Genomic DNA, 23,362 nt, shown 5'->3' with positions numbered 1-23,362 from the left:
CTGCATAACAACATGCCGTTTGATGGTGACAAGTTTTTCAAAATAAAGGGCGCTAATATGTAAATTTTGCTTGACTGAAGACAGAGTATCTACAACGGAAAATTGCAAACGGTTTCTCAGTCATTCACTGTGCTGATCACGCCGCCTCCCAGGCAGACATTGCTTTCATAAATCACCACCGATTGCCCCGGTGTGACCCCCCACTGCTGGGCGGCGAAGCCAATACGGCAAGCCTCCTGCTCGAAACCGAGAATCGTGCATGGGGCATCGGTCTGGCGATAGCGAATCTTTGCCGCGTACACCCAATAGGGATGCGGAGGCGTGCCGCTGATCCAGGAGAGATCCTCGGCCCTCAGCATGGAACGGAACAGGGCCGGATGATCATGTCCCTGCACCACATAGAGCAGATTGTTTGCCATATCTTTGTCCGCCACAAACCATGGCCGCTCATCGCCCCCGCGCGTCCCGCCGATTCCCAGGCCCTGCCGCTGTCCAATGGTGTAATACATCAATCCCTGGTGCTGCCCCACTACCCTGCCGTCCAAGGTTCTGATTTCACCCGGCTCTATCGGCAAGTAGCGGTTGAGAAATTCACGGAACGGGCGTTCGCCAATGAAACAGATACCGGTGCTGTCCTTCTTGCTGGAATTGGGCAGCCCGTGCTCCCGCGCCATCCTGCGCACATCACGCTTGTAAAGATGTCCGATCGGGAACAGGGTGCGTGCCAGCTGCTGCTGATTCAGCCGGTAGAGAAAATAGCTCTGGTCCTTGTTGCCATCCTCACCCTTGAGCAGTTGATACAAACCCTTCGCTTGCCGAACCTGTGCATAATGGCCGGTTGCGATCCAGTCGGCGCCCATCGTTATCGCATGTTCCAGGAATGCCTTGAACTTGATTTCACTGTTACACAGTACGTCCGGATTGGGCGTCCGCCCCGCCTTGTATTCGGCGAGAAACAAGTTGAAAACACGTTCCCTGTATTCCGCAGAAAAATTGACCACTTCCAGCGGTATGTCGAGGATGTCAGCGACCGACACAGCATCGAGAAAGTCCTGGCGGGAAGAGCAATACTCGTCGGTATCGTCTTCCTCCCAGTTTTTCATGAAAAGACCCACTACATCGTAACCTTGCTGTTTCAGCAACAAGGCTGCCACGGAAGAATCCACGCCGCCGGACATGCCGACCACAACACGTTGTTTTTTCATTATGTCAAACTGTTTTTTATTGTGCGGATAAACCCAAATTCGCAAGCCGATGTGATGTGGGAGCGCTACCGGCCTGCGTGTTCCCTGCAACCGCCAAGTCAAGCATTCAGGCATGCATGTCAATGGTAACACTGTCTTGCGGCTTCCTGCCGGCAACGTTCAAGCCACTGGCAGGATGCCGCCACGCAAGCGGTCAGTATATGACGGGAATCGGGTCCAGACTGCGCCATAAATACCAGGTGGCGACCGAACGCCAGGGCCGCCAGTTGTCGGCGATCGCACTGATCCTGTTTTTACTCACCGGCTGACTGGCATTGTAAAGGATGCCGACCGCGCGCTGCAGGCCGACATCGGCCAATGGCAGCACGTCGGGACGATGCAGATGAAAAATCAAAAACATTTCGGCTGTCCAGCGGCCGATACCCTTTACCTGGGTGAGCGCTACGATCAAGTCTTCATCGTCCATTTCACGCCAGACTACCGCTTTCAGCCCGCCCCGCAGAAAATGGCTGGACAAATCCCGCAGGGATTCGACCTTTCTGGCCGACAACCCGCAAGCTCTCAGCATGCCCGCATCCACCGCCTCCAATACCTCGGGCGTCATTTCAGGCAGCGCCACCACCATTCTTTGCCAGACGCTGGCCGCGGCCTTGACTGAAATTTGCTGCCCGACGATGGCCCGCACCAAGGTGGAAAATGCGTCGCCAGAGGCTTCCAGGCACGCGTCGCCATGGTGCTGAATCAACCGCTGCATCACCGGATCGCACGCCGATAAATATTGGGTGGCTTGCTGCCAAAAAACGGGTGCCATTGCGGATCACCCCCGCTTCACCGGTCGCATGGCATTCAGCAGGCATCGATCAATGTTATCCATAAAGTCATCCCTCATGCTTGAGTCCTTCCAGTATCTTCAGAATCGGGCCATGCCAGATGTTACCCGACATGGCCAAACGACGATAGCTTGCCTTGCGCCATGATCCAAAGACTGGATCCCCTTCCCTCGCCCAGACAGGCATTTCCGGATCAGCGATCTCTTTAAATGGCACCCTCCTCCCCATAAAGTCAGAAATAGACCAAATAAGCACCAATATTCTACAAAAATGATCACCCTACATTCTGTTAAGTGCCTGTCAACAAAACATTTTTTTTGTTTTTCGCTTGACCCTGAAATTTTTTTTGATTAAAGTGGGTAAAAGTGGTGAAATAAGTAATAATAGTGGGGTGTGGTGGAGCGATGCGGTTTTCTGATCAGTCAGCGCCTCCATCAAAATCAAAGGGGATGGGATGTTTCGTGGTGTCACGCAACTGAGCCTTGATAGCAAGGGGAGACTTGCAATTCCTGCCCGGTATCGAGATGAACTGTTGGCCCGCTGCGCGGGCAACATCGTCATCACTGCCGACCCTTCCAGGTGCTTGCTGATATACCCCCAGCCCGCATGGGAGCCAATAGAAAAAAAATTGAACGGGCTTTCCAGTTTCAATCCCCAGATTCGTAGCTTGCAAAGACTCATTATCGGCAATGCCAGTGATGTTGAAATGGATGGTTCAGGCCGCATACTGGTCGCGCCACCCTTGCGTCAGTTTGCTGGCCTGCAGAAAGAAGTGGTGCTGGCAGGGCAAGGTGAAAAATTTGAACTTTGGGATGTGGAGAAATGGAATCTGGAAATCGAGGCGGCACTCGTTTACAAAGACGGCAACATGCCTCCCGAACTGGAAGGGTTTTCATTATGACGCGGTGGTAACACCGTGCACGCCCCGGTTTTATTGACAGAAGCGATTGATGCGCTGTGTGTCAAGGCTGATGGCACTTATGTCGACGGGACATTCGGCCAAGGCGGTCACAGCCGGTTGATCCTGTCTCGTCTGGGTGAACAGGGCCGGCTGATCGTATTCGACAAGGATCCGACAGCCATTCTGGCTGCCAAAGCCATCCAGGACAAGCGGCTGTATATCGAACACAGCAGCTACGCCAACCTGCAGACCGCATTGCAGGCATTGGAGATCGATGGTGTTGACGGTATCTTGCTGGATCTTGGCGTGTCCTCCATTCAATTGGACAAGGCCACGCGCGGATTCAGTTTCCGGCAGGAGGGACCGCTGGATATGCGCATGGATACCAGCCGCGGAAGGACGGCAGCCGAATGGCTCGCCACCGTAACAGAAACAGATTTAAAAGAGGTGATCAGGGATTATGGCGAAGAACGGTATGCTGGGCCGATTGCAAGAGCAGTTGTTATGGCACGGGCACAGCAGCCCATCACTACCACGCTTCAGCTTGCCGAAATTGTTGCAGCGGTCGTGCGCGCGCGCGGTCATGGGTGGGAATATCGGCAGCATCCGGCGACGCGGACTTTTCAAGCGATACGGATTCATCTCAACCAGGAACTTGAAGAATTGTCGATGACACTGCCGCAATGCGTGAATATGCTGAATCCGGCCGGCCGGCTGGTTGTGATCAGCTTTCATTCGCTGGAAGACCGTATCATCAAGCGCTTCATGCGCCAGCAGGCTAAGTCCGACAGGCTGCCACGCAAGCTGCCTGTGCGTGCACATGAAGCGCTCATGCACAGCCAGCAGACTTTGACCGTCATTGGCAAAAAAATTCGCCCGAGTGCCGACGAGATTGCCGCCAACCCACGGGCACGCAGCGCCATCATGCGGGTGGCGGAAAAATCAGGAACCGGCATCATAACCAGATGATCAAGCTGAATATTTTCCTATTTCTGACACTGATCGCTTGCGGGCTGGGAATAGTCACCGCCCGCCATGAAGCACGAAAAATTTTCATGGCCCAGGAAAAAGAGCAGAAACTGACGGAACAGCTGAACACCGAGTGGGACCAGTTGCAATTGGAGCAAAGCACGCTGGCAATGCATGCAAGAGTGGAAAAAATTGCGAGAAAGCAGCTTGATATGATCAATCCGCCGGCTGAAAGCATTCTTGTGCTCGATGCCAGCACCATGACAGGTCAATCCAGATGATTATTTCAGCTTTCAAACCCGCCCAGTCAAATGCGTCGTATTTCCCGGCATGGCGCGCACGCCTCATGCTCGGATTGCTGTTACTGGGTCTGCTCACACTGGCCGGCCGGGCAGTCTATCTGCAGGGCTTGAACAAGGATTTTTTGCAGCAACAAGGGCAATCCCGTTACAGCCGCGTCATCGAACAGAATGCCCTGCGGGGGAGCATCAGAGACCGCAATGGTGAAATCCTGGCTATCAGCGCTCCGGTCAAGTCCGTCTGGATCAATCCGCAAGAAGTTATTGCGACCCCGGAACAAGTCAAGGCGTTGGCAAATCTAATTGGGGTCAAAGAAAGCCTCGTGCAAAAGCGTATCGATAGCGGCAAGAAATTCATGTACCTGAAAAGACAATTACCCCCGCAAATAGCCGCCAGTGTCGCCCAGCTGAATATTAAGGGCGTTTATCTGAAACGTGAGTTTTACCGCTACTACCCGACCCGCGAATTGGCCGCGCATATCCTCGGTTTCACCGATATCGATGGCAGAGGACAAGAGGGCGTGGAGCTGGCCTGGCAAGACGTGCTCACCGGTGAGCACGGCAAACGGCGTGTCATCCAGGATCGTATCGGGCGCGTAGTGGAAGACGTCGAGCGGATCCGCTCTCCGAAGCCCGGTCAGGATCTGACTCTGTCGATCGATAGTAAAATACAATACCTCGCCTACCGGGAACTGGCGCGTGCAATCAAGACCCACCAAGCCAAGGCAGGCAGTATTGTGGCGCTCGATGTACAAACCGGTGAAGTCATGGCAATGGCCAACTATCCAGCCTTCAATCCGAATCAACGCGCCAGCATGAACAATGAAACCATCCGCAATCGTGTACTGGTGGATGCCTTCGAACCCGGATCCACGCTCAAGCCTTTCGCCGTGGCGGTGGCCATGGAAACCGGCCGGGTCAAACCGGATACCCTGATGGAAACCGCCGGCGGCACCTTCAAAATAGGCAAGGCCGTGATCCGCGATGTCCGCGACAAAGGCGACTTGACCGTCTCCCAGGTTATCCAGGCATCGAGCAATGTTGGTGCGGCCAAGATCGCACTGATGCTCCCCCCCCAAACTTTCTGGGAAATGCTCAGCCGTTCCGGTTTTGGCACGGAAACCGGCTGTGGCTTTCCCGGGGAAGCCAGCGGACGCTTGCGTGCCTATCACACATGGCGGCCGATCGAACAGGCCACCATGTCCTATGGACACGGTATCTCTGTCAATCTGATGCAATTGGCACGCGCCTACACCATTTTTGCCGCCGGAGGCGAGTTGAAACCGGTCACTTTGCTCAAACGCGACTTGCCTGCCGTCGGTCAGAAAGTCATTTCACGCGACACTGCACTGGCTGTGAGCAATATGCTGGAACTCGCGGTCCAGCCGGAAGGTACGGGTTCGCAAGCAAGCATCAGCGGCTACCGTGTCGCCGGCAAAACAGGCACCGCTCATAAACGCTTGGAAAATCAAAAAGGTTATGCCAAGAACCGCTACATCTCTTCCTTTGTAGGCTATGCCCCAGCCTCGGATCCACGCGTGGTAATCGCCGTCATGATCGACGAACCCACGACCGGCGGACATTATGGCGGGGTGGTGGCTGCACCGGTGTTCAGCCGGGTCATGGAAGGTACACTCCGAGCTCTCAATGTAGCGCATGACGAACCTTTGAGGAATATGGTGATATCGCCCCCATTTAGCAGGCCGGAAAGCAAGGGGTGAACGTGACGTCAAGTTCAAAATCAACCGAGAACTTTGCCGCCTGCCTGCGGGATCAGCTCGGCATTACGGTGCGCCGCCTGGTAGCAGACAGTCGAGAGTTGCTGCCGGGCGATACCTTTGTCGCCTACGCGGGCGAACGCTACGATGCGCGCCAGGATATTCCTCGCGCGATCGCGCTCGGTGTCAACGCAGTCATTTGGGAAAAGCAGGGGTATGCGTGGAATCCGGCCTGGCAATTGCCCAATCTTGCCGTCACGGGGCTGCGTCACAAGGCCGGTCAGCTCGCCAGTCAAATCTACGGCCACCCATCTCGTCAGCTATGGCTGGTTGGAATTACGGGCACCAATGGCAAAACCTCATGCAGTCACTGGTATGCCCAGGCCATGGCAGCCCTGGGCAAAAAAACTGCCATCATCGGCACCCTGGGCCATGGCTTCCCGGATGCCTTGAGCCATTCAGCACACACCACGCCTGACGCCATACAGCTGCAACAGCTGCTGGCTGCATACTGGCAGCAGGACGCACAGTCCATCGCCATGGAAGTTTCCTCGCATGGCCTCGCTCAAGGGAGAGTCATCGGCTCAGAATTTTCCGTTGCGGTTTTGACCAACTTGTCGCGCGATCACCTGGATTATCATGGCAGCATGGATGCCTATGCAGCCACCAAGGCAAAACTGTTTTTCTGGCATGGCCTGAAACGAGCGGTATTGAACCTGGACGAGGTGCTGGGGGTGGAGTTGTCGCGCCAGCTGGCAGGCAGCCATCTGCCGCTCATAGGCTATGGCTTCCAGCAGCCGTGCCAGGACCGCTGGACCACTAAAAACCAGCAAATACTGTATGGCAGCCATTTGCAAGTCACGGCACACAACATCACCTTTGATGTGGAATATTGTGGTCAGCGGACACGCCTGCAAAGCCATGTCACGGGCCGCTTCAATGCCTACAATCTGCTCGCGGTATTGGCCACTCTGCTTGCCAGCGATATTGCGCTCGCAGATGCAGTCGCTGCCCTGCAGACAGTCCGGCCGATTGCGGGTCGCATGGAAAAGCTGGGAGGCGGCAGCCAGCCTACGGTAATCGTCGATTATGCGCACACCCCGCATGCGTTATGTGAAGTGCTGACCGGATTGCGCGAGATGCTGAACGGCCCACGCACAGGCCGCGCCACCCGGCACAAGCACTCCAAATTGATTTGCGTGATTGGCTGCGGCGGCGACAGAGATCGAGGCAAGCGCCCTCTGATCGGAGAAATTGTCTCGCGGCTGGCAGACGAAGTCATCATCACCAGCGACAACCCACGCAATGAACCACCTCATGACATCATCCGAGATATTATGAAAGGTGTCCATGGCGGGTGCTGCACAATCGAGGCCGATCGGGCCGCCGCGATCTACCGTGCCATTCACAGCGCCCATCCCGGAGATGTGGTGCTCATCGCCGGCAAGGGTGCCGAGGCTCACCAGGAAATCGCGGGCAAGAAATATCCTTTTGATGATCGCAAGGTCGTGCGTCAGGTGCTGCATGATCTGGCCAATTTGAACCTGCAGGTGCAAGGGTGATGAACGTACAGGAAGCCGCTTCGGTACTGCATGCTGACTGGTCCGGCGGGAATCCGGTGTTCACCGGTGTGAGCACTGATAGCCGCAGCCTGAAAGCGGGCGACCTCTTTGTTGCCTTATCCGGTGAGCGCTTTGATGGCCATCGCTTTATTCCTGAAGCGATCGAAAAAGGCGCGGTGGCCGCGATGGTCACGAGAGAAGCTGCCAGCATGCAGACCAAGCCCGATTTTGGCTGGCTGCACGTGGGCGATACCCGGCTGGGGTTTGGTCAACTGGCGGCGAACTGGCGCCAGCGGTTTACGCTGCCACTGGTTGCCGTCACAGGCAGCAACGGCAAAACCACCGTCAAGGAAATGCTGGCAGCCATTTGCCGGCATGCGGCCGGCAGCGAGCGGGTACTGGCAACCATCGGTAACCTGAATAATGATATCGGTGTGCCGCACATGCTGCTGCAACTGCATGCAAACCATGCTTATGCAATCATTGAGATGGGCATGAACCATGCCGGTGAAATTGCCTATTTGACCCGGCTGGCGGCCCCTGCGGTTGCCATTATCACCAATGCCGGTAACGCACATATCGCCCAACTGGGCACGACCAAGGCCATCGCTTCGGCCAAGGGAGAAATTTTCCAAGGCCTGGATGCAAGCGGAATTGCGGTGATCAATGCGGACGATCCTTATGCAGCGCTCTGGCGGCAACTCGCAGGGAACAGGCACATCGTCGATTTCGGCTTGAATAGTCAGGCCCAAATCAGCGCCCGAACCATTGCCCATCCAGGCAACAATGCCTGGTCGTTTCGGCTGCCGGCCGGGCATACCGAAGTGTTGCTGCAAGTACCAGGCAGGCACAACGTTTACAACGCACTCGCTGCCGCTGCCGCCGCTTCAGCCATAGGCATAGACAAGACCGCCATCGCGGCCGGTCTGCATGCATTCTCGGGCATATCCGGACGTCTGCAGAAACAGCCGGGCCAACATCGTTCCACATTGATCGATGACGCCTACAATGCCAACCCGGAATCCATGTGGGCGGCATTGGCAGTGCTCGCGAACACACCTGGAAAAAAAATACTGGTGATGGGCGATATGGGGGAACTGGGTATGGATGCGGCCAGGTTTCATCATCGGATCGGCCAACAGGCGCGTGCAGCGGGCGTGCAGACACTGCTGGCCTTGGGCGAGCTCAGTGCGCACGCCGTGGCCGGCTTCGGTGAAGGGGCACATCATTTCACCAGCATGGATGACTTGCTGGCAAAGGCGGAAAGCTGTCTCGCCACAGATGTCACCTTGTTGGTCAAGGGGTCGCGTTTCATGCGAATGGAACGAGTCATTGAAAAATTGAAGGCCTGATGGCCATTTTCCTTGTGATCAGCGCATACACGATGAATAGTCAACAAAATCATGACATCCGGACTGGCAAGACTGTCCAGGGATCGGCGGGAGAACAATAGAATGTTATTGATCCTCTCCCAATGGATTGCAGAAGACATCCGCGCCTTCAACGTATTCAGCTACATCACGCTGCGCACCATGCTGGCCGCGCTGACCGCATTGATCATCTCGTTTCTGATCGGACCGGCCATGATCCGTAGCCTGACCGCCCGCAAGATCGGACAATCCGTGCGTGATGACGGCCCTCAATCACATTTGGTCAAGGCAGGCACCCCGACAATGGGTGGCGCGCTCATTCTGATAGCCGTGATGATCACAACGCTGTTGTGGGCCGATCTCACCAACCATTATGTCTGGGTGGCCCTGCTGACGACACTGGGTTTCGGCCTGATAGGCTGGGTCGACGATTACCGCAAGGTGATGCAACGCAATTCCAAAGGGCTTTCAGCGGCAGCCAAGATTTTCTGGCAGTCCATCATCGCCCTGTTGGTCGCAACCTATCTTGTCATGACTGCCGAGCTTCCCCAGCAAACCGACATGATCGTGCCCTTCTTCAAGGAAGTGGCGATCCCCTTGGGAACAACCCTGTTTATCCTGCTGACCTACCTGGTGATTGTTGGCACCAGCAATGCGGTCAATTTGACTGACGGACTGGATGGACTGGCCATCATGCCGACGGTCATGATAAGCGGTGCATTGGCCATCTTTGCCTATCTTGCCGGTCATGTCGTATTTGCCAAATACCTTGGCATTCCGCATATTCCGAATGCCGGGGAACTGGCCGTTTTCTGCGGCGCATTGGCAGGCGCCGGCCTGGCATTTCTGTGGTTCAACACCAATCCCGCCGAGGTGTTCATGGGCGATGTCGGCGCGCTGGCACTCGGGGCTGCATTGGGCGTGGTCACTGTCATCGTTCGTCAGGAGATCGTATTGGTCATCATGGGCGGCGTATTTGTCATGGAAGCGCTTTCGGTCATGATCCAGGTGGTTTCTTACAAGTTGTTTGGCCAGCGCGTGTTCCGGATGGCGCCGCTGCATCATCATTACGAACTCAAGGGCTGGAAAGAAAATCAGGTGGTTGTGCGATTCTGGATCATCACCATCATTCTCGTGCTGGTTGGACTGTCAACGTTGAAACTGCGATGAATTTCTCCGACAAAAAAATCCTGATACTGGGCATGGGTAAAACCGGCGTGTCGATGGCCAAATGGCTGTCGCGCGCGGGCGCAGTGATATCGGCTGCCGATACGCGCGTCCTCCCTCCCAATCAGGCTCTGATCAGCCAGATCATTCCACGCGAGAGAATATATGCTGGTCCGCTCCAGGCCGCCATTTTGCAGGACATCGATGCAATCGCCATCAGTCCAGGCGTCGCCTTGACCGAACCACTGGTACAGGCGGCCGTGCAAGGTGGTCTGCCGGTTATGGGCGATATCGAGTTGTTTGCACTGGCACTGGAACAGTTCAATCAGCAGCATGCAAAAATAGTGGCCATCACAGGCTCCAATGGAAAAAGCACGGTGACCACCATGGTCGGTGAGATGGCCAGAAGTGCTGGCTGGGATGTAGAAGTAGCGGGCAATATTGGATTGGCTGCCCTGGATGCGCTCATGAACAGATTGGATGCGGACAAATGGCCGCATTTGTGGGTGCTCGAGCTTTCCAGCTTTCAACTGGAAACCACGCGCAGCCTGTGCCCCGACGCGGCCACCGTCCTGAATTTGAGCGAAGACCATCTGGATCGTTACCCCAGCATTCAAGAATATGCCACAGCCAAAGCCAGAATCTTCCTCAACGAACGCTGCACACATGGGACGCAAGTACTCAATCGGGATGATCCCAAGGTCTGTGCCATGGCCCGGAACAACAGCAAACAATTAACCTTTGGCATGACTGCGCCGGTTTCGGACGAGGAATTCGGCCTGCTGCCGGATGGCTCGGATTTATGGCTGGCGCAAGGCAATACCTGTCTGCTCAAGACCAGCGAGCTCGCGGTAGCTGGTCTGCACAATGCCCTCAATGCCCTGGCAGCCCTGGCGCTGTGCCGGGCCGTTGCACTCCCCTACGAACCGTTGTTACGCGCGTTGCGGACATTCAGGGGATTGCCGCACCGCATGCAAAAAATCAGTGAATTCAATGGCGTCACATTTTTCGATGATTCCAAAAGCACCAACGTCGGTTCAACCATAGCCGCATTGAGCGGCCAGCAAAAAAACATCATTCTGATCGCAGGCGGAGACGGCAAAGGACAGGATTTCACACCGCTCAGACAACCCATCATCAAGCATGCGCGCAGCATCGTGTTGCTGGGACGCGACGCCGACAAGATGGCAGCCATACTCGAGGATTGCGACATCGCCGTGCATCGGGCGGCGACCATGGAAGAGGCCGTTCAGGTCAGTTTTCTGCTGGCCGAATCCGGGGATATCGTTTTACTTTCTCCAGCCTGCGCCAGTCTGGACATGTTCAACAGTTATATCCACCGGGCCGAGGTCTATCTTGCGGCTGTCAAAGCCATCGAACACAAATTCATACGAACCGCGCAGACTTGCCATTGACTATGAGTACAGCCACCCTTCACCGTCAACCTATCGAGACCGTACTGGACCTGTATCTGGTCTGTTCGGTGCTGGCATTACTTGGCCTGGGACTGGTCATGGTGTACTCCGCTTCCATTGCAATCGCCGAGACGGAACATGACACACATGGCGCCTACTACTACCTGATCAGACAAAGCAGCTATATCCTGGCAGGGTTGATTGCCGGCTATATCGCCTTTCAGGCTCCACTGCATGTCTGGCGGGAATACAGCCCGTATCTGCTCGTGGGCGGTATTTTTCTATTGGCTCTGGTTCTGATTCCGGGTGTCAGCCGTGAAATCAATGGCAGTCATCGCTGGCTCTCATTGGGCGTGGTGAATTTCCAGCCGTCCGAATTGATGAAGCTGCTGATATTGGTTTTTACCGCCGATTATGTAGTGCGCAAGGCAGCTTACCGGAACCATTTCTTCAAGGGCTTCCTACCCATACTCTGCACGCTGCTGGTGGTCGCGGTCCTGTTGCTGCGAGAGCCTGATTATGGTGCATTGGTCGTCACCATCGCCATCGTACTGGGCATCATGTTCATGGGCGGAATGAGCCTGAAAGTATTCCTGATACTGGCCTGTCTGCTGCCGCTGCCGCTGATTCTGCTGATTTCGCTGGAACCTTACCGAATGGACCGGATTATCGCTTTCATGGACCCCTGGGCCGATCCCTTTGACAAAGGCTATCAGCTCAGCCATGCGTTGATCGCATTTGGGCTTGGCGAATGGTGGGGAGTCGGTCTCGGGGGGAGCGTCGAAAAGCTGCATTATTTGCCAGAAGCGCATACCGATTTCATGCTTGCGGTCCTGGCAGAAGAACTCGGTCTGGCAGGGGTCGCCACCGTGATGGCGCTTTTCGCCTGCCTGCTGGTGCGCGCATTCAGCATTGGCCGGACAGCCATCATGCATGGTGATCATTTTGCCGCGCTGGTCGCGCAGGGGATCGGTATCTGGCTAGGGTTGCAAGCCTTTATCAACATGGGAGTCAACATGGGCCTACTGCCGACCAAAGGACTCACCTTGCCGTTCATGAGCTATGGCGGCAGCAGCATCTTTGTCAACTGTCTGGCGATAGCCTTGTTGTTGCGTATCGACTGGGAAAACCGGCTCAAGCGCAAGGGGCTGAGCGTATGAGCCCGTACCGGCATTCGCAAAATACTTCTTCACATAAGGGGAGCGTACCATGGCGCGCACACTCATGATCATGGCCGGCGGGACGGGTGGCCATGTGTTCCCGGGGCTGGCCGTGGCCAGCCACATGCAGGCCAATGGCTGGCAAATCGTGTGGCTAGGCACCCAGCAGGGCATGGAGGCGACACTGGTGCCCCAGTATGGCTTTCCGATCGAGCTCATCCAATTCTCGGGCCTGCGCGGAAAAAAATTGCTGGCACAATTATTGCTTCCCTGGCGTTTGCTGAGAGCCTTCTGGCAAAGCCTGCGCAGCCTGCAGCGCCGCCGGCCGGATGTGGTTTTGGGGATGGGCGGCTATCCCGCGCTGCCGGGTGGCATGATGGCAGTCCTGCTCGGAAAACCGCTGCTGATTCATGAACAGAACACGATTGCTGGGCTCACCAACAGGGTACTTGCCAAAATCGCCGACCGCATACTGCTGGGTTTTCCTGGTGCCCTTTCTGGCCGGACAGAGCAGATCGTGGTCACAGGCAACCCGATTCGGCCGGAAATTGCACAGCTGCCCTTGCCGGAACAACGTTATGCGGGGCGTAAGGGCAAGCTCAAGCTCTTGGTCATCGGTGGCAGTTTGGGCGCACAAAAATTGAATACGATCGTGCCGCACGCGCTGAGTCTGATTCCCGAAGGGAAGCGTCCGGTGGTGACACATCAGGCGGGCAAGGCACATCTTGCCAGTTTGCAGACCACTTATGCCGAGTATGGCGTGACAGGCAAGTTAGTGCCCTTTATCGAAGACATGGCCGCACACTACAGCGACTGCGATCTGGTGATCTGCCGGGCTGGCGCGCTGACGATTGCCGAGCTGGCAGCAGCGGGCCTGGCCAGTATTCTGGTGCCCTATCCGCATGCGGTGGACGATCACCAGACCAGCAATGCACGCTTTCTGAGCGATCGCCATGCAGCCATGCTGTGGCCTCAGTCTGAATTGACCGCCTCTGCGCTGGCGCAATGGCTGATGGCATGCACGCGCGAACAATTACAAATCATGGCCACCCATGCACGTGCGCTGGCTGCACCAGCAGCCACGCAAAGGGTGGCCCAGGCCTGCCAGGAAATGATTGGGAGCAAACCATGAAACATAAAATCCGGCATGTCCATTTCGTTGGCATCGGGGGTTCCGGCATGGGTGGAATCGCCGAGGTTCTCCTCAATCTGGGTTTCCAGATCAGCGGTTCCGATATCACCGACAGCCAGACGACCAAGCGGCTCCGGCAGCTCGGTGCGACGATCAATCACACCCATACGGCGCAAAATGTTCAGTCAGCGGATGCGGTCGTGATCTCAACTGCGATCAAGCAGGACAATCCGGAAGTCCTGGCCGCACGCGCACGCCAAATTCCGGTAGTGCCGCGCGCCATGATGCTGGCAGAACTGTTACGCCTGCGGCGGGGTATCGCAATTGCTGGCACCCATGGCAAAACCACCACCACCAGCCTGGTCGCAAGCATTCTGGCGGAAGCAGGCCTCGATCCGACCTTCGTCATCGGCGGCCGCCTCAAAACTGCCGGCAGTCACGCCAAACTCGGCAGCGGCGAATTCATCGTTGTCGAGGCAGATGAATCCGACGCCTCGTTTCTCTACCTGCAACCTGTGCTGACGGTCGTAACCAACATCAACGCAGACCACATGGATACCTATGAGCATGATTTCAACAGGCTCCGGCAAACCTTTGTCGAGTTCGTCGAACATTTGCCTTTTTATGGCATGGCCATGCTGTGTGTGGATGACCCCAATGTGCGGCAGATCATCCCCATGATCACCAAACCCTTCACCACCTATGGTTTGACGGATGACGCACAGGTCCGCGCAACCGAAATACGTGCCGAGCACAGCAGAATGCATTTTCTGGCGCATATCGGCGTGAACGGCTCGACGCGCACCCTGCCCGTCACACTCAATCTGCCGGGCAGGCACAATGTCCAGAACGCACTGGCTGCCATCGCCGTTGGCAATGAACTGGGTGTGACGGATGCAGCCATCATACGGGCCTTGGCCAAGTTTGGCGGCGTGGAAAGACGATTCCAGCATTATGGAGAAATTCCCATCCCAAGACGGGGCAGTTTTTCCCTGATCGATGATTATGGCCATCACCCTGCAGAAATTGCGGCAACGCTTGCCGCCACACGGGGGGCCTTCAACGATCGCAGACTGGTGCTGGTATTCCAGCCACACCGTTACAGCCGCACCCGGGATCTGTTCGAAGACTTTGTCAAAGTATTGTCGAGCGCAGATGTGTTGTTGCTCACGGAAGTCTATGCGGCAGGCGAAGAACCGATCATCGCTGCTGACAGCAAATCCCTGGCGCGAGCGATCCGAGTGCATGGCAAGCTCGAACCGATTTATGTGGCGCAAATTGATGAACTGAGCGATGCGATTCAGGCCATTGCGCAAAATGGAGATGTCGTGCTGATCATGGGCGCAGGATCGATCGGCAAAGTGGCCCCTGCCATTGCGCAATCGATGCACAAACTGGTCTTGATCAACGGTTAAACAAATAGCATGCAGATTCTGACCGACAGCCCTAGCCAACAACAAACCAAGATGGGACTAAAACTGCCAGGCACGCACTTGACCCGCATCGATACCCGTCTGTTGCGTGGAGAGTTGCGCCCAAACGAGCCGATGCAGCGGCATGTATCCTGGCGCGCGGGAGGACACGCTGCAAACTGTTATCGGCCAGCAGACCTGGAAGATTTAGCTCTATTCTTACAAGCCTGGCCCAGGCATGAGCCGGTCTACATGATCGGCCTGGGCAGCAATCTGCTGGTCCGGGAGGGCGGCGTGCAAGGCGCCGTGGTCTTGTTGCATGCCCGTCTCAACGAGCTGTTCATCGTCGAACAGGATGAACAGGGCGGCCTAGTTTATGCCGGTGCGGGCGTCCCCTGCCCCAAGCTGGCGAGATTCGCAGCGTTGCACAATCTGGCCGGCGTGGAATTTCTGGCCGGCATTCCGGGCACCATAGGCGGCGCACTCGCCATGAATGCCGGATGCTATGGCTCGGAAACATGGGAATGGGTCGAGCGAGTCAAAACAATCGATCGCAGCGGCCACCTGTCCGAGCGGCCTGCGAATGATTACCGGGTCGGTTACCGGCAAATCGCATTGCGCGATAGCGCCTCGTCTGACTGTGGCCAGGCCTGGTTTGCTGGCGGCTGGTTTCGTTTGCCGGCAGGCAAAATGGAAACCTCGCGCCAGGTCATCAAAACCTTGCTCACTGCGCGCATCAAAAGCCAACCATTGGGGCTACCTAACGCAGGATCGGTATTCCGTAATCCCGATGGCGAATTCGCGGCTCGTTTGATCGAGCAATGCGACCTGAAGGGGCTGCGTATTGGCGATGCAATGGTCTCGACACGGCATGCCAATTTCATTGTTAATTGTGGTCAGGCCACTGCGACCGACATCGAAGCGGTCATCGAGACCGTGCACAACCGGGTGCTAGCCAGGCTGAACATTGCGTTAGTCACAGAAGTGCGCATCATCGGGCAAGACAAGGAGCATCAGCTGTGAATATGTCAGACTTTGGAAAAGTAGCGGTATTGCTTGGGGGGCGTTCCTCCGAGCGCGAGATTTCACTGAGAAGCGGGGCAGCTGTCCTGGCCGCATTGCGCCGCAAAAACGTCGATGCGCACGCTTTCGACCCGGCCGAACAGCCTATGGAAAATCTGTTGAAGGCCGGCTTCAAGCGTGCCTTTATCGCGCTGCATGGCCGCTATGGCGAGGATGGCTCCGTCCAGGGCGCACTCGAGCTGATGGGACTTCCCTATACCGGCAGCGGGATTCTCGCCAGTGCACTGGCGATGGACAAATGGCGCACCAAAATGATCTGGCAGGCGGCAGCAATCGATACTCCGCGTTACAGGCTGCTGCAGGCGGATAGCGACTTTCACGACCTAGCGGACGAGCTGGGCCTGCCGCTGATTGTCAAGCCCGCCCGCGAAGGTTCGACACTGGGTCTGAGCAAGGTGCGCTGCGAGCAGGATTTTCAAGCCGCTTATCGCACCGCAGCGCACTATGATTCGCTGGTCCTCGCTGAACAGTTCATCGAGGGCATCGAGTTGACTGCGGCTATCCTGGACAACACCCCCCTGCCATTGGTGCGGATCGATATCGCCGAGGATTTGTACGACTATCAGGCCAAGTATTTTTCCAACAATACGCGCTACACCTGTCCAAGCGGGTTGCCTGAAGCGTTGACACACCAGATCCAGGCCATGGCGCTACGCGCCCACCAGGTATTGGGCTGTTCCGGCTGGAGCCGGTTGGACGTCATTCTGGATCAAGATAATCAGCCTTATTTTCTTGAGGCCAACACGTCACCCGGCATGACCGATCACAGTCTCGTACCCATGGCCGCCAACGCCATTGGCATTTCTTTCGATGAGCTGGTCGTGCACATTCTGTCCTTGAGCCATGAGCATGCCTGATATATCGGTTAGCTCAAACCATGTCCGGTTACCCGGAAATTGCTGGCGCCTCAACAACGTCAGCAGTGTGCACTATGTACGTGCCCGATTGGGCTCGAATCCTTGAATGCCTAGAGTTGCGCTTATGTGGAACGATCATCAAACCCTGAATTTTCTGGCCAACATCATGCTGACAGGCGTCTTGCTGGCCACATTATATGTGGTGGGCACAAGGGTGCTGACGTTGCCCTTCTTTTCACTGCGGGAAATTCGGGTCGAAGGCGTTGATCACTCGCAAACGGTACGCGTCAGCTTGACGCATGTGACCCGCGACCAAATCGAGCAAATTATGCGCAATACGACCGACACCAATTTCATGACTGTGGACCTGAAGGCGCTGCAGGCAGCTTTCATGGAATTGCCCTGGGTCAGATCAGTAAAAATTCTGCGCGACTGGCCGCCGGCGCTGGATGTGCTGCTTGAGGAGCATGTGCCCCTGGCACACTGGGGAGAGACAGCGCTGATCAACACACATGGCGAGCTGTTTCGCGCCATGACTGAAAACGCGCATCTGCCGGTATTTATCGGCCCTGATACTCAAAGCAGCCACTTGATCACACAGCAATACCAGGCGCTGAACGAATTGCTGCAACCACTTGGGCAGAACGCCCAAGAAATCGTTTTAACCCCCCGGCATGCCTGGCATATCCGGCTTGATACCGGAACCTGGTTGAAACTGGGGCGCAAACATATCGAGTCACGTCTAAGACGCTATGTGGCGGTCTATCAACAGCATGGCGAGAGCCTGGCCCAGCAGCAAACGCTGGCCTATGTCGACTTGCGCTACGCCAATGGATTTGCCATTCGCAAGTCGACAAATGTTTCGCATACCTTACCTCGGTCAGGTCGTGCATGGTAATTATGAAATCGGGGAGATTTTAAAAATGAGTAAAGCCAAAGAAGGCAAGGACATGATCGTTGGCCTCGATATCGGTACATCCAAAATTGTGGCCATCGTCGCGGAAATAAAGCCCGAAGGTGGCTTTGAGATCGTGGGATTAGGCAGCCACCCGTCACGTGGACTGAAAAAAGGGGTGGTGGTCAACATTGAAACGACAGTCAATGCGATCCAGCGTGCGCTGGAAGAAGTGGAGCTGATGGCCGATTGCCGGATCACTGAAGTCTATGCCGGCATCGCGGGCAATCATATCAAGGGCTTCAATTCGCATGGAATGGTCGCGATCAAGGACAAGGAAGTCACGCTGGCGGACGTGGACAGGGTGATGGAAACCGCCAAGGCGGTCAATATTCCAGCCGACCAGCAAATATTGCATATCTTGAATCAAGAATTCATCGTCGATGGCCAGGAAGATGTACGCGAGCCGGTCGGGATGAGCGGCATCAGGCTTGAAGTCAAGGTGCACATCGTAACCGGCGCAGTGTCGGCCGCCCAGAACATCGCCAAATGCATTCATCGTTGCGGACTGGGCGTACGGGATCTGGTCTTGCAACCCCTGGCCTCGGCCAAAGCAGTACTTTCCGAAGACGAAAAGGATCTGGGCGTCTGCCTGGTCGATATCGGTGGCGGCACGACGGATATCGCCGTCTTCACAAATGGCGCGATACGCCACACGGCAGTGATCCCGGTCGCGGGTGATCAGATCACCAATGACATTGCCATGGCATTGCGCACACCGACCAAGGATGCGGAAGATATCAAGTGCCGCTATGGCAGTGCCTTGCGCGCACTGGCAGATGTGCGCGAAACAGTAGAAGTGCCGGACGTTGGCAACCGGGGTACCCGTCCGCTTTCCAGGCAAACCCTGGCAGAAGTAATCGAACCGCGCGTCGAAGAGCTCTATCTGCTGATACAGGCAGAATTGCGGCGCAGTGGATTCGAGCAGTTACTCTCATCAGGCATCGTCATCACAGGTGGCAGCAGTTCCATGCTGGGAATGGTCGAGCTGGGTGAGGAAATTTTCCATATGCCTGTACGACTGGGGCTCCCTGTCTACAAAGGCAGTCTGGAAGAAGTTGTACGAACGCCACGCTACTCGACTGCCATTGGACTGGTGATGGCAGGCATGGAGGACCGCCTCCATCATCACCACACCAAATTGAAGAGTGGCTCCGCCAAGCAAATTCTGGCGAGAATGAAAGGATGGTTCCAGGATAATTTTTAATCCAGAACCAAAACAAGCTTTAACGGGATGTTGTTTACAAATCTACCATGCAATAGGAGAAATGCTATGTTTGAAATCACGAATACCGAATCCCAGGAATTGGCGATCATCAAAGTTGTCGGCGTAGGAGGATGTGGCAGTAACGCGGTCGACCACATGATCAGAAATGAAATGAAAGGGGTGGAATTCATTTGCATGAATACCGATGCCCAGGCGCTCAAAGGCAGTCTCGCGCCAACTGCATTGCAACTGGGCTCCAATGTCACCCGCGGATTGGGTGCCGGTGCCAACCCCGATATTGGCAAAGAAGCGGCACTGGAAGACCGTGACCGTATCGCCGAAATGGTACAAGGGGCCGATATGCTGTTCATCACCGCCGGCATGGGAGGCGGCACCGGTACCGGCGCCGCACCGATCGTGGCGCAAATTGCCAAGGAAATGGGCATTCTGACCGTAGCAGTCGTCAGCAAACCTTTCTCCTTCGAAGGTAAGCGCCTGAAAGCGGCACAGGCCGGCATGGAAGCATTGGCGCAACATGTCGACTCGCTGATTGTCATTCCCAACGACAAGCTGATGAATGTACTGGGCAATGACATCAGCATGCTGGATGCGTTCAAGGCCGCCAACGATGTCTTGCATGGCGCCGTTGCAGGCATCGCGGAAGTGATCAATTGCACCGGCCTGGTCAACGTCGATTTTGCCGACGTGAAGACTGTCATGTCGGAAATGGGCATGGCCATGATGGGCTCGGCCCTCGCCAGCGGCGTCGATCGCGCACGCATGGCCGCGGAACAAGCCGTCGCCAGCCCGCTGCTCGAAGAAATCACCCTGACCGGTGCGCGCGGTGTATTGGTGAACATCACCGCCAGCTCGGCCATCAAGATGCGTGAAGTGCAGGAAGTGATGGATACCGTCAAGAAAATGACGGCAGAAGATGCCACCGTGATCGTCGGCTCGGTAATCGATGAAGGCATGGAAGATGACCTGCGTGTCACACTGGTCGCCACCGGATTGGGAAGCATCAATCATCAGGCCCAAAGACCGCTGACAGTGGTCCACTCCCGTACCGGTACTGACGACAGAAGCCCCGCCCAGAATGTGGACGAGCCTGCCGTGATGCGCACCGGCAGAAGAAGCAACGCCACCGTGACAGCCATGCAGCAATCCGGTATGGATCCAATGGATATTCCTGCGTTCCTGAGAAGACAGGCCGACTAACTCTGCCTGTTGAATAGTATCGGCTTGTCACCGATCCAGGAATAGGCATATTCCAAATATCCCGTTGTATGGTAGCGCCGCCCTCTCCCAGGGGCGGCGCATGCATCGCATGACAGATCTCTTGCCTCCCTGCGCATCAGCCAAAACAACATTTAAATCGCTATATTTGGCGTAGAATTCCGGCTATCGTTTGGTTCAACAATGCTTCAAGGGCTCGTTAATAAATAACTTGAGCATACGCTGGGGTCGCTTTTGGCGCAGACCAAGGCGCAAGACACGCCGTTGTGTCATTCACAACAAGTGGCTTGCAACGCCGGTATGCGCCAAAAGCGACCCCAGCCCGAAGGGTTGTTACGTATGTCCAAGTTATTCATTAACGAGCCCTAACACAATGGACGGGCATAGCATGCAACCCAAACTTCATATCATTATCTGCAGTACGCGGCCTGGCCGTGTTGGGCCGTATGTGGGCAAGTGGTTTCACAAACTGGCTGTGCGGCATGGAAAATTCGCAGCATTGCTGGTCGATCTCGCCGAATTCAACTTGCCGGTATACGATGAACCCGAGCATCCCGTGCTTCAGCGTTACCAGCATACGCATACCAAGAACTGGTCTGCCAGCGTCAATGCGGCGGATGCTTATGTGTTCGTGACTCCGGAATATAATTTTGGACCACCGCCCGCTCTGCTGAACGCGCTCAATTACGTCTACAAGGAATGGAATTACAAACCGGCTGGCATTGTCAGTTATGGCGGGGTCTCAGGCGGACTCCGCTCGGCACTGGTCGAAAAACTCACCCTGACCACATTAAAAATGATGCCTATGGTCGAAGCTGTCACCATCCAGCATGTCTCGAAGCTCATCGATCAGAAAAAAAACTTCACGCCTCAGGATCATCACGTGAGTTCGGGTCAGGCAATGCTGGATGAACTGCACAAATGGACGCTGGCACTCAGAACGATGAGGATCTGATCGGATTTCAGCACAGTCACTGCCGAGGGCGCCAGGGCGCAATGTTCCGGTCAGCGATCAAGCGGTGCCTGCTGATGCTTTGGTCATCAAAATCGGCTTGCTCGGATGCATTGATTTGATAGACCCCGGATGCGACATGGATCTTGATATGCCCCTCCGCAACAGCGACATGGTGATGGCCATCTGTGTGCATCTGGATGCTGCAACGCGTACCGTAGCCCTCGATAAGGGTATTGCCAACTTTGGCTTCAAGTAGATGAGCGGCGTTTTTATCAATGTCAAAATAGACATTGCCCTTGAACAACTCCACTTTTATGGGTTGATCTGCCCTGACAGCGATGGAACTGCCCACATCCAGCGCCATATCGATACCAGGCGCTATGGCAGTAGCCAACCGTTCTTCCACCGTCGTTTCATAAAACCGGATGCTGTGCGGTTTGCCAAAATACCAGGTCATCAGACCCAATATCACACCAATGCCCATGATCGCGCTGTGCATCAACAAACGCCGCCACCTGAAAACAAACCGGTAGGGCTCTACGTCGGGAGATTTAGGTTCCTGCATGGTGTTTGGCCAAACTGTAAACAGAGTAATTCTGGAATTATATACTGACTGCCGGAATTTTCTAGGAGGCTGTCCGAGAATAGCGTAGCGAGGGCGAAGCTGGCTGAGCGGGATTTTTCGATCATTTGAGGCGAATAGTGGTTCTATTCAACGAAAAGGATCGAAAAATCCAGCCTGACAGGTTCGTCCGCAGTAGATCAACCTATTCTCGGATAGCCTCCTAGCATCATGCAATTTTATGGCCAATTCAGAGGGTTAAGTGAAGCAGCCAGATATCTTTCAACATGCCAGCCGCAGCTGAGAAAGGCAATACTCACTACGTTACTTTAATTTTTTTGTGCAGAACTCTTGTCAAATGCTTTTTTGCGATTAAACTGACTGTTGCAAATGCAAATACTCCAGTCGCATGCGTCTGTGATTGTCCGGTCGCACAATTTGGAGAGCCAATGCGGTGATAGCGAACAAGTTGCAGCAATAAATTTCATACAATTCTTACCATGACGCCCTACACTACATCGCCAATACCTGTGAGTGTTATTACCGGATTTTTGGGATCCGGCAAAACAACATTGCTCAATCATATACTTACACATGATCATGGTAAAAGAATTGCTGTCATCGTGAATGAGTTCGGAGAAATCGGTATTGATAGTCAGCTGGTCATTGACGCGGATGAAGAAATATTGGAAATGAATAATGGTTGTATTTGTTGCAGTGTCAGAGGGGATTTGGTTCGTATTTTTGACAATTTGATGCAGAAGCAAGACAAGTTCGATCATATTGTGATCGAGACAACTGGCTTGGCAGACCCCGCGCCAGTGATTCAATCCTTCTTCGTTGATGAAGTGATGAGGACCAGGACCCAGCTGGATGCGGTGATAACGGTAGTGGATTCAAAGCATATTGGGCAGCATTGGGACAGCGATGAAGCAAAGGAACAGATTGCCTTTGCTGATGTGGTGTTGCTAAACAAGACCGATTTGATCCCCCCGGGAACCTTGGATGATCTGGAGCAGCGAATTCGGAGGCTGGCTTCCTTTGCTAGAATCTATAGAACGCAGCACAGTGATATTCCAATGGATTCTATACTCGGGATCCAGGCATTTGATTTGAAGCAGGCGCTGCACATAGATCCCTCCTTGCTCAGTGAGGATGCCCATCAGCATGATGAATCGGTATTTTCTGTATCCATAGTTGAAACTGGGCGTGTCGATGGTGACAAATTCAATCGGTGGATCTACCAGCTCTTGCAGGATAAAGGAAAAGATATCGGCTCGTCAGCAGAATCTGTGGGCGACATCCGGTTCAGGTAGCGCGCCAAGTGCATGATATAATGCGATTTCTGCGCCATGAAAGGTTCGAAA

22 protein-coding genes are annotated in these 23,362 nt (G+C 55.0%); 18 read left to right on the top strand and 4 right to left on the bottom strand.

All coding sequences use genetic code 11. From position 1 onward, the window contains the following. Positions 1 to 116 precede the first annotated feature (116 nt). From mnmA to BLV85_RS15265, 3 genes are all read right to left on the bottom strand, one after another. Positions 117 to 1,205, bottom strand: a complete 1,089-nt coding sequence (gene mnmA / locus BLV85_RS10300; RefSeq protein WP_090414892.1) for a tRNA 2-thiouridine(34) synthase MnmA — start codon at positions 1,203 to 1,205, stop codon at positions 117 to 119. Between the two features lie 193 nt (positions 1,206 to 1,398). Beyond that, complete coding sequence (locus tag BLV85_RS10295) at positions 1,399 to 2,016, bottom strand: DNA-3-methyladenine glycosylase family protein (RefSeq protein WP_090414888.1); 618 nt, start codon at positions 2,014 to 2,016, stop codon at positions 1,399 to 1,401. 67 nt (positions 2,017 to 2,083) lie between these two features. Then, the gene (locus BLV85_RS15265) at positions 2,084 to 2,251 is read right to left on the bottom strand and encodes a hypothetical protein (RefSeq protein WP_176974011.1); all 168 of its coding nucleotides are present in this window, start codon (positions 2,249 to 2,251) and stop codon (positions 2,084 to 2,086) included. Positions 2,252 to 2,489: 238 nt separating this feature from the next. On the opposite strand from BLV85_RS15265, the gene mraZ reads away from it, so the two are divergent. The 17 genes from mraZ to BLV85_RS10210 all read left to right on the top strand — a co-directional run bounded on the left by mraZ (position 2,490) and on the right by BLV85_RS10210 (position 21,433). Next, positions 2,490 to 2,936 carry a division/cell wall cluster transcriptional repressor MraZ gene (gene mraZ, locus BLV85_RS10290; protein ID WP_090414887.1) on the top strand — a complete coding sequence of 149 codons (447 nt, stop codon included), beginning with the start codon at positions 2,490 to 2,492 and terminating at the stop codon, positions 2,934 to 2,936. A gap of 15 nt (positions 2,937 to 2,951) precedes the next feature. Beyond that, complete coding sequence (gene rsmH, locus BLV85_RS10285; protein WP_090414886.1) at positions 2,952 to 3,905, top strand: 16S rRNA (cytosine(1402)-N(4))-methyltransferase RsmH; 954 nt, start codon at positions 2,952 to 2,954, stop codon at positions 3,903 to 3,905. Then, positions 3,902 to 4,186, top strand: a complete 285-nt coding sequence (ftsL, locus tag BLV85_RS10280; protein WP_090414885.1) for a cell division protein FtsL — start codon at positions 3,902 to 3,904, stop codon at positions 4,184 to 4,186. The genes rsmH and ftsL overlap by 4 nt, the downstream gene beginning before the upstream one ends. Continuing rightward, the gene (locus tag BLV85_RS10275) at positions 4,183 to 5,925 is read left to right on the top strand and encodes a peptidoglycan D,D-transpeptidase FtsI family protein (RefSeq protein WP_090414884.1); all 1,743 of its coding nucleotides are present in this window, start codon (positions 4,183 to 4,185) and stop codon (positions 5,923 to 5,925) included. Before ftsL ends, BLV85_RS10275 begins: the two co-directional genes overlap by 4 nt. Positions 5,926 to 5,927: 2 nt before the next feature. Beyond that, positions 5,928 to 7,484, top strand: a complete 1,557-nt coding sequence (locus tag BLV85_RS10270; protein WP_342707076.1) for a UDP-N-acetylmuramoyl-L-alanyl-D-glutamate--2,6-diaminopimelate ligase — start codon at positions 5,928 to 5,930, stop codon at positions 7,482 to 7,484. Further along, entirely contained in the window at positions 7,484 to 8,836 is a 1,353-nt protein-coding gene (locus BLV85_RS10265; protein WP_342707074.1) for a UDP-N-acetylmuramoyl-tripeptide--D-alanyl-D-alanine ligase, read from the top strand. Before BLV85_RS10270 ends, BLV85_RS10265 begins: the two co-directional genes overlap by 1 nt. Before the next feature lie 102 nt (positions 8,837 to 8,938). Then, the gene (gene mraY / locus BLV85_RS10260) at positions 8,939 to 10,024 is read left to right on the top strand and encodes a phospho-N-acetylmuramoyl-pentapeptide-transferase (protein WP_090414881.1); all 1,086 of its coding nucleotides are present in this window, start codon (positions 8,939 to 8,941) and stop codon (positions 10,022 to 10,024) included. After that, a complete protein-coding gene (gene murD / locus BLV85_RS10255; protein ID WP_090414880.1) occupies positions 10,021 to 11,436 on the top strand; it encodes a UDP-N-acetylmuramoyl-L-alanine--D-glutamate ligase in 1,416 nt (471 codons plus the stop codon). The genes mraY and murD overlap by 4 nt, the downstream gene beginning before the upstream one ends. A 2-nt stretch (positions 11,437 to 11,438) precedes the next feature. After that, a complete protein-coding gene (gene ftsW / locus BLV85_RS10250) occupies positions 11,439 to 12,596 on the top strand; it encodes a putative lipid II flippase FtsW (protein ID WP_090414879.1) in 1,158 nt (385 codons plus the stop codon). Between the two features lie 49 nt (positions 12,597 to 12,645). Next, positions 12,646 to 13,728, top strand: coding sequence for an undecaprenyldiphospho-muramoylpentapeptide beta-N-acetylglucosaminyltransferase (gene murG, locus BLV85_RS10245; RefSeq protein ID WP_245725173.1), 1,083 nt, complete (start codon positions 12,646 to 12,648; stop codon positions 13,726 to 13,728). Beyond that, complete coding sequence (gene murC, locus BLV85_RS10240) at positions 13,725 to 15,143, top strand: UDP-N-acetylmuramate--L-alanine ligase (protein WP_090414878.1); 1,419 nt, start codon at positions 13,725 to 13,727, stop codon at positions 15,141 to 15,143. The genes murG and murC overlap by 4 nt, the downstream gene beginning before the upstream one ends. Positions 15,144 to 15,194: 51 nt before the next feature. Beyond that, the gene (murB, locus tag BLV85_RS10235) at positions 15,195 to 16,163 is read left to right on the top strand and encodes a UDP-N-acetylmuramate dehydrogenase (RefSeq protein WP_090414890.1); all 969 of its coding nucleotides are present in this window, start codon (positions 15,195 to 15,197) and stop codon (positions 16,161 to 16,163) included. Next, positions 16,160 to 17,080: a D-alanine--D-alanine ligase gene (locus BLV85_RS10230; protein ID WP_090414877.1), complete on the top strand. Its 921-nt coding sequence runs from the start codon at positions 16,160 to 16,162 to the stop codon at positions 17,078 to 17,080. The genes murB and BLV85_RS10230 overlap by 4 nt, the downstream gene beginning before the upstream one ends. A 124-nt stretch (positions 17,081 to 17,204) precedes the next feature. Further along, positions 17,205 to 17,978, top strand: coding sequence for a cell division protein FtsQ/DivIB (locus BLV85_RS10225; RefSeq protein ID WP_090414876.1), 774 nt, complete (start codon positions 17,205 to 17,207; stop codon positions 17,976 to 17,978). A gap of 25 nt (positions 17,979 to 18,003) precedes the next feature. Then, positions 18,004 to 19,242 (top strand): cell division protein FtsA, encoded by a 1,239-nt coding sequence (gene ftsA, locus BLV85_RS10220; protein ID WP_090414889.1) that lies wholly within the window; start codon positions 18,004 to 18,006, stop codon positions 19,240 to 19,242. Between the two features lie 66 nt (positions 19,243 to 19,308). Further along, a complete protein-coding gene (ftsZ, locus tag BLV85_RS10215) occupies positions 19,309 to 20,460 on the top strand; it encodes a cell division protein FtsZ (protein ID WP_090414875.1) in 1,152 nt (383 codons plus the stop codon). A gap of 406 nt (positions 20,461 to 20,866) precedes the next feature. Further along, a complete protein-coding gene (locus BLV85_RS10210) occupies positions 20,867 to 21,433 on the top strand; it encodes an NADPH-dependent FMN reductase (RefSeq protein ID WP_090414874.1) in 567 nt (188 codons plus the stop codon). A gap of 16 nt (positions 21,434 to 21,449) precedes the next feature. On the opposite strand, the gene BLV85_RS10205 is transcribed toward BLV85_RS10210, so the two are convergent. After that, positions 21,450 to 21,998 (bottom strand): FecR domain-containing protein, encoded by a 549-nt coding sequence (locus BLV85_RS10205; RefSeq protein WP_090414873.1) that lies wholly within the window; start codon positions 21,996 to 21,998, stop codon positions 21,450 to 21,452. A 497-nt stretch (positions 21,999 to 22,495) separates the two neighbouring features. Between BLV85_RS10205 and BLV85_RS10200 the strand changes: the two genes are divergently transcribed. Continuing rightward, positions 22,496 to 23,311, top strand: coding sequence for a CobW family GTP-binding protein (locus BLV85_RS10200; protein ID WP_090414872.1), 816 nt, complete (start codon positions 22,496 to 22,498; stop codon positions 23,309 to 23,311). The last annotated feature ends 51 nt before the right edge of the window (positions 23,312 to 23,362 follow it).

Origin of the sequence: Nitrosomonas halophila (assembly GCF_900107165.1) — a bacterium.
Taxonomy (GTDB): Bacteria; Pseudomonadota; Gammaproteobacteria; order Burkholderiales; family Nitrosomonadaceae; genus Nitrosomonas; species Nitrosomonas halophila.
This window is presented reverse-complemented; position numbering and strand designations above follow the sequence as displayed.

Bases quoted from the DNA above. Each gene is read 5' to 3' on its own strand.
- ftsW (WP_090414879.1), top strand. From the start codon at position 11,439: ATGAGTACAGCCACCCTTCACCGTCAACCTATCGAGACCGTACTGGAC.
- BLV85_RS10210 (WP_090414874.1), top strand. From the start codon at position 20,867: ATGCAACCCAAACTTCATATCATTATCTGCAGTACGCGGCCTGGCCGT.
- BLV85_RS10295 (WP_090414888.1), bottom strand. From the start codon at position 2,016: ATGGCACCCGTTTTTTGGCAGCAAGCCACCCAATATTTATCGGCGTGC.
- ftsZ (WP_090414875.1), top strand. From the start codon at position 19,309: ATGTTTGAAATCACGAATACCGAATCCCAGGAATTGGCGATCATCAAA.
- BLV85_RS10200 (WP_090414872.1), top strand. From the start codon at position 22,496: ATGACGCCCTACACTACATCGCCAATACCTGTGAGTGTTATTACCGGA.
- BLV85_RS10225 (WP_090414876.1), top strand. From the start codon at position 17,205: ATGTGGAACGATCATCAAACCCTGAATTTTCTGGCCAACATCATGCTG.
- murD (WP_090414880.1), top strand. From the start codon at position 10,021: ATGAATTTCTCCGACAAAAAAATCCTGATACTGGGCATGGGTAAAACC.
- BLV85_RS10275 (WP_090414884.1), top strand. From the start codon at position 4,183: ATGATTATTTCAGCTTTCAAACCCGCCCAGTCAAATGCGTCGTATTTC.
- murG (WP_245725173.1), top strand. From the start codon at position 12,646: ATGGCGCGCACACTCATGATCATGGCCGGCGGGACGGGTGGCCATGTG.
- mnmA (WP_090414892.1), bottom strand. From the start codon at position 1,205: ATGAAAAAACAACGTGTTGTGGTCGGCATGTCCGGCGGCGTGGATTCT.
- ftsA (WP_090414889.1), top strand. From the start codon at position 18,004: ATGAGTAAAGCCAAAGAAGGCAAGGACATGATCGTTGGCCTCGATATC.
- mraZ (WP_090414887.1), top strand. From the start codon at position 2,490: ATGTTTCGTGGTGTCACGCAACTGAGCCTTGATAGCAAGGGGAGACTT.
- mraY (WP_090414881.1), top strand. From the start codon at position 8,939: ATGTTATTGATCCTCTCCCAATGGATTGCAGAAGACATCCGCGCCTTC.
- murB (WP_090414890.1), top strand. From the start codon at position 15,195: ATGGGACTAAAACTGCCAGGCACGCACTTGACCCGCATCGATACCCGT.
- BLV85_RS10265 (WP_342707074.1), top strand. From the start codon at position 7,484: ATGAACGTACAGGAAGCCGCTTCGGTACTGCATGCTGACTGGTCCGGC.
- ftsL (WP_090414885.1), top strand. From the start codon at position 3,902: ATGATCAAGCTGAATATTTTCCTATTTCTGACACTGATCGCTTGCGGG.
- murC (WP_090414878.1), top strand. From the start codon at position 13,725: ATGAAACATAAAATCCGGCATGTCCATTTCGTTGGCATCGGGGGTTCC.
- BLV85_RS10205 (WP_090414873.1), bottom strand. From the start codon at position 21,998: ATGCAGGAACCTAAATCTCCCGACGTAGAGCCCTACCGGTTTGTTTTC.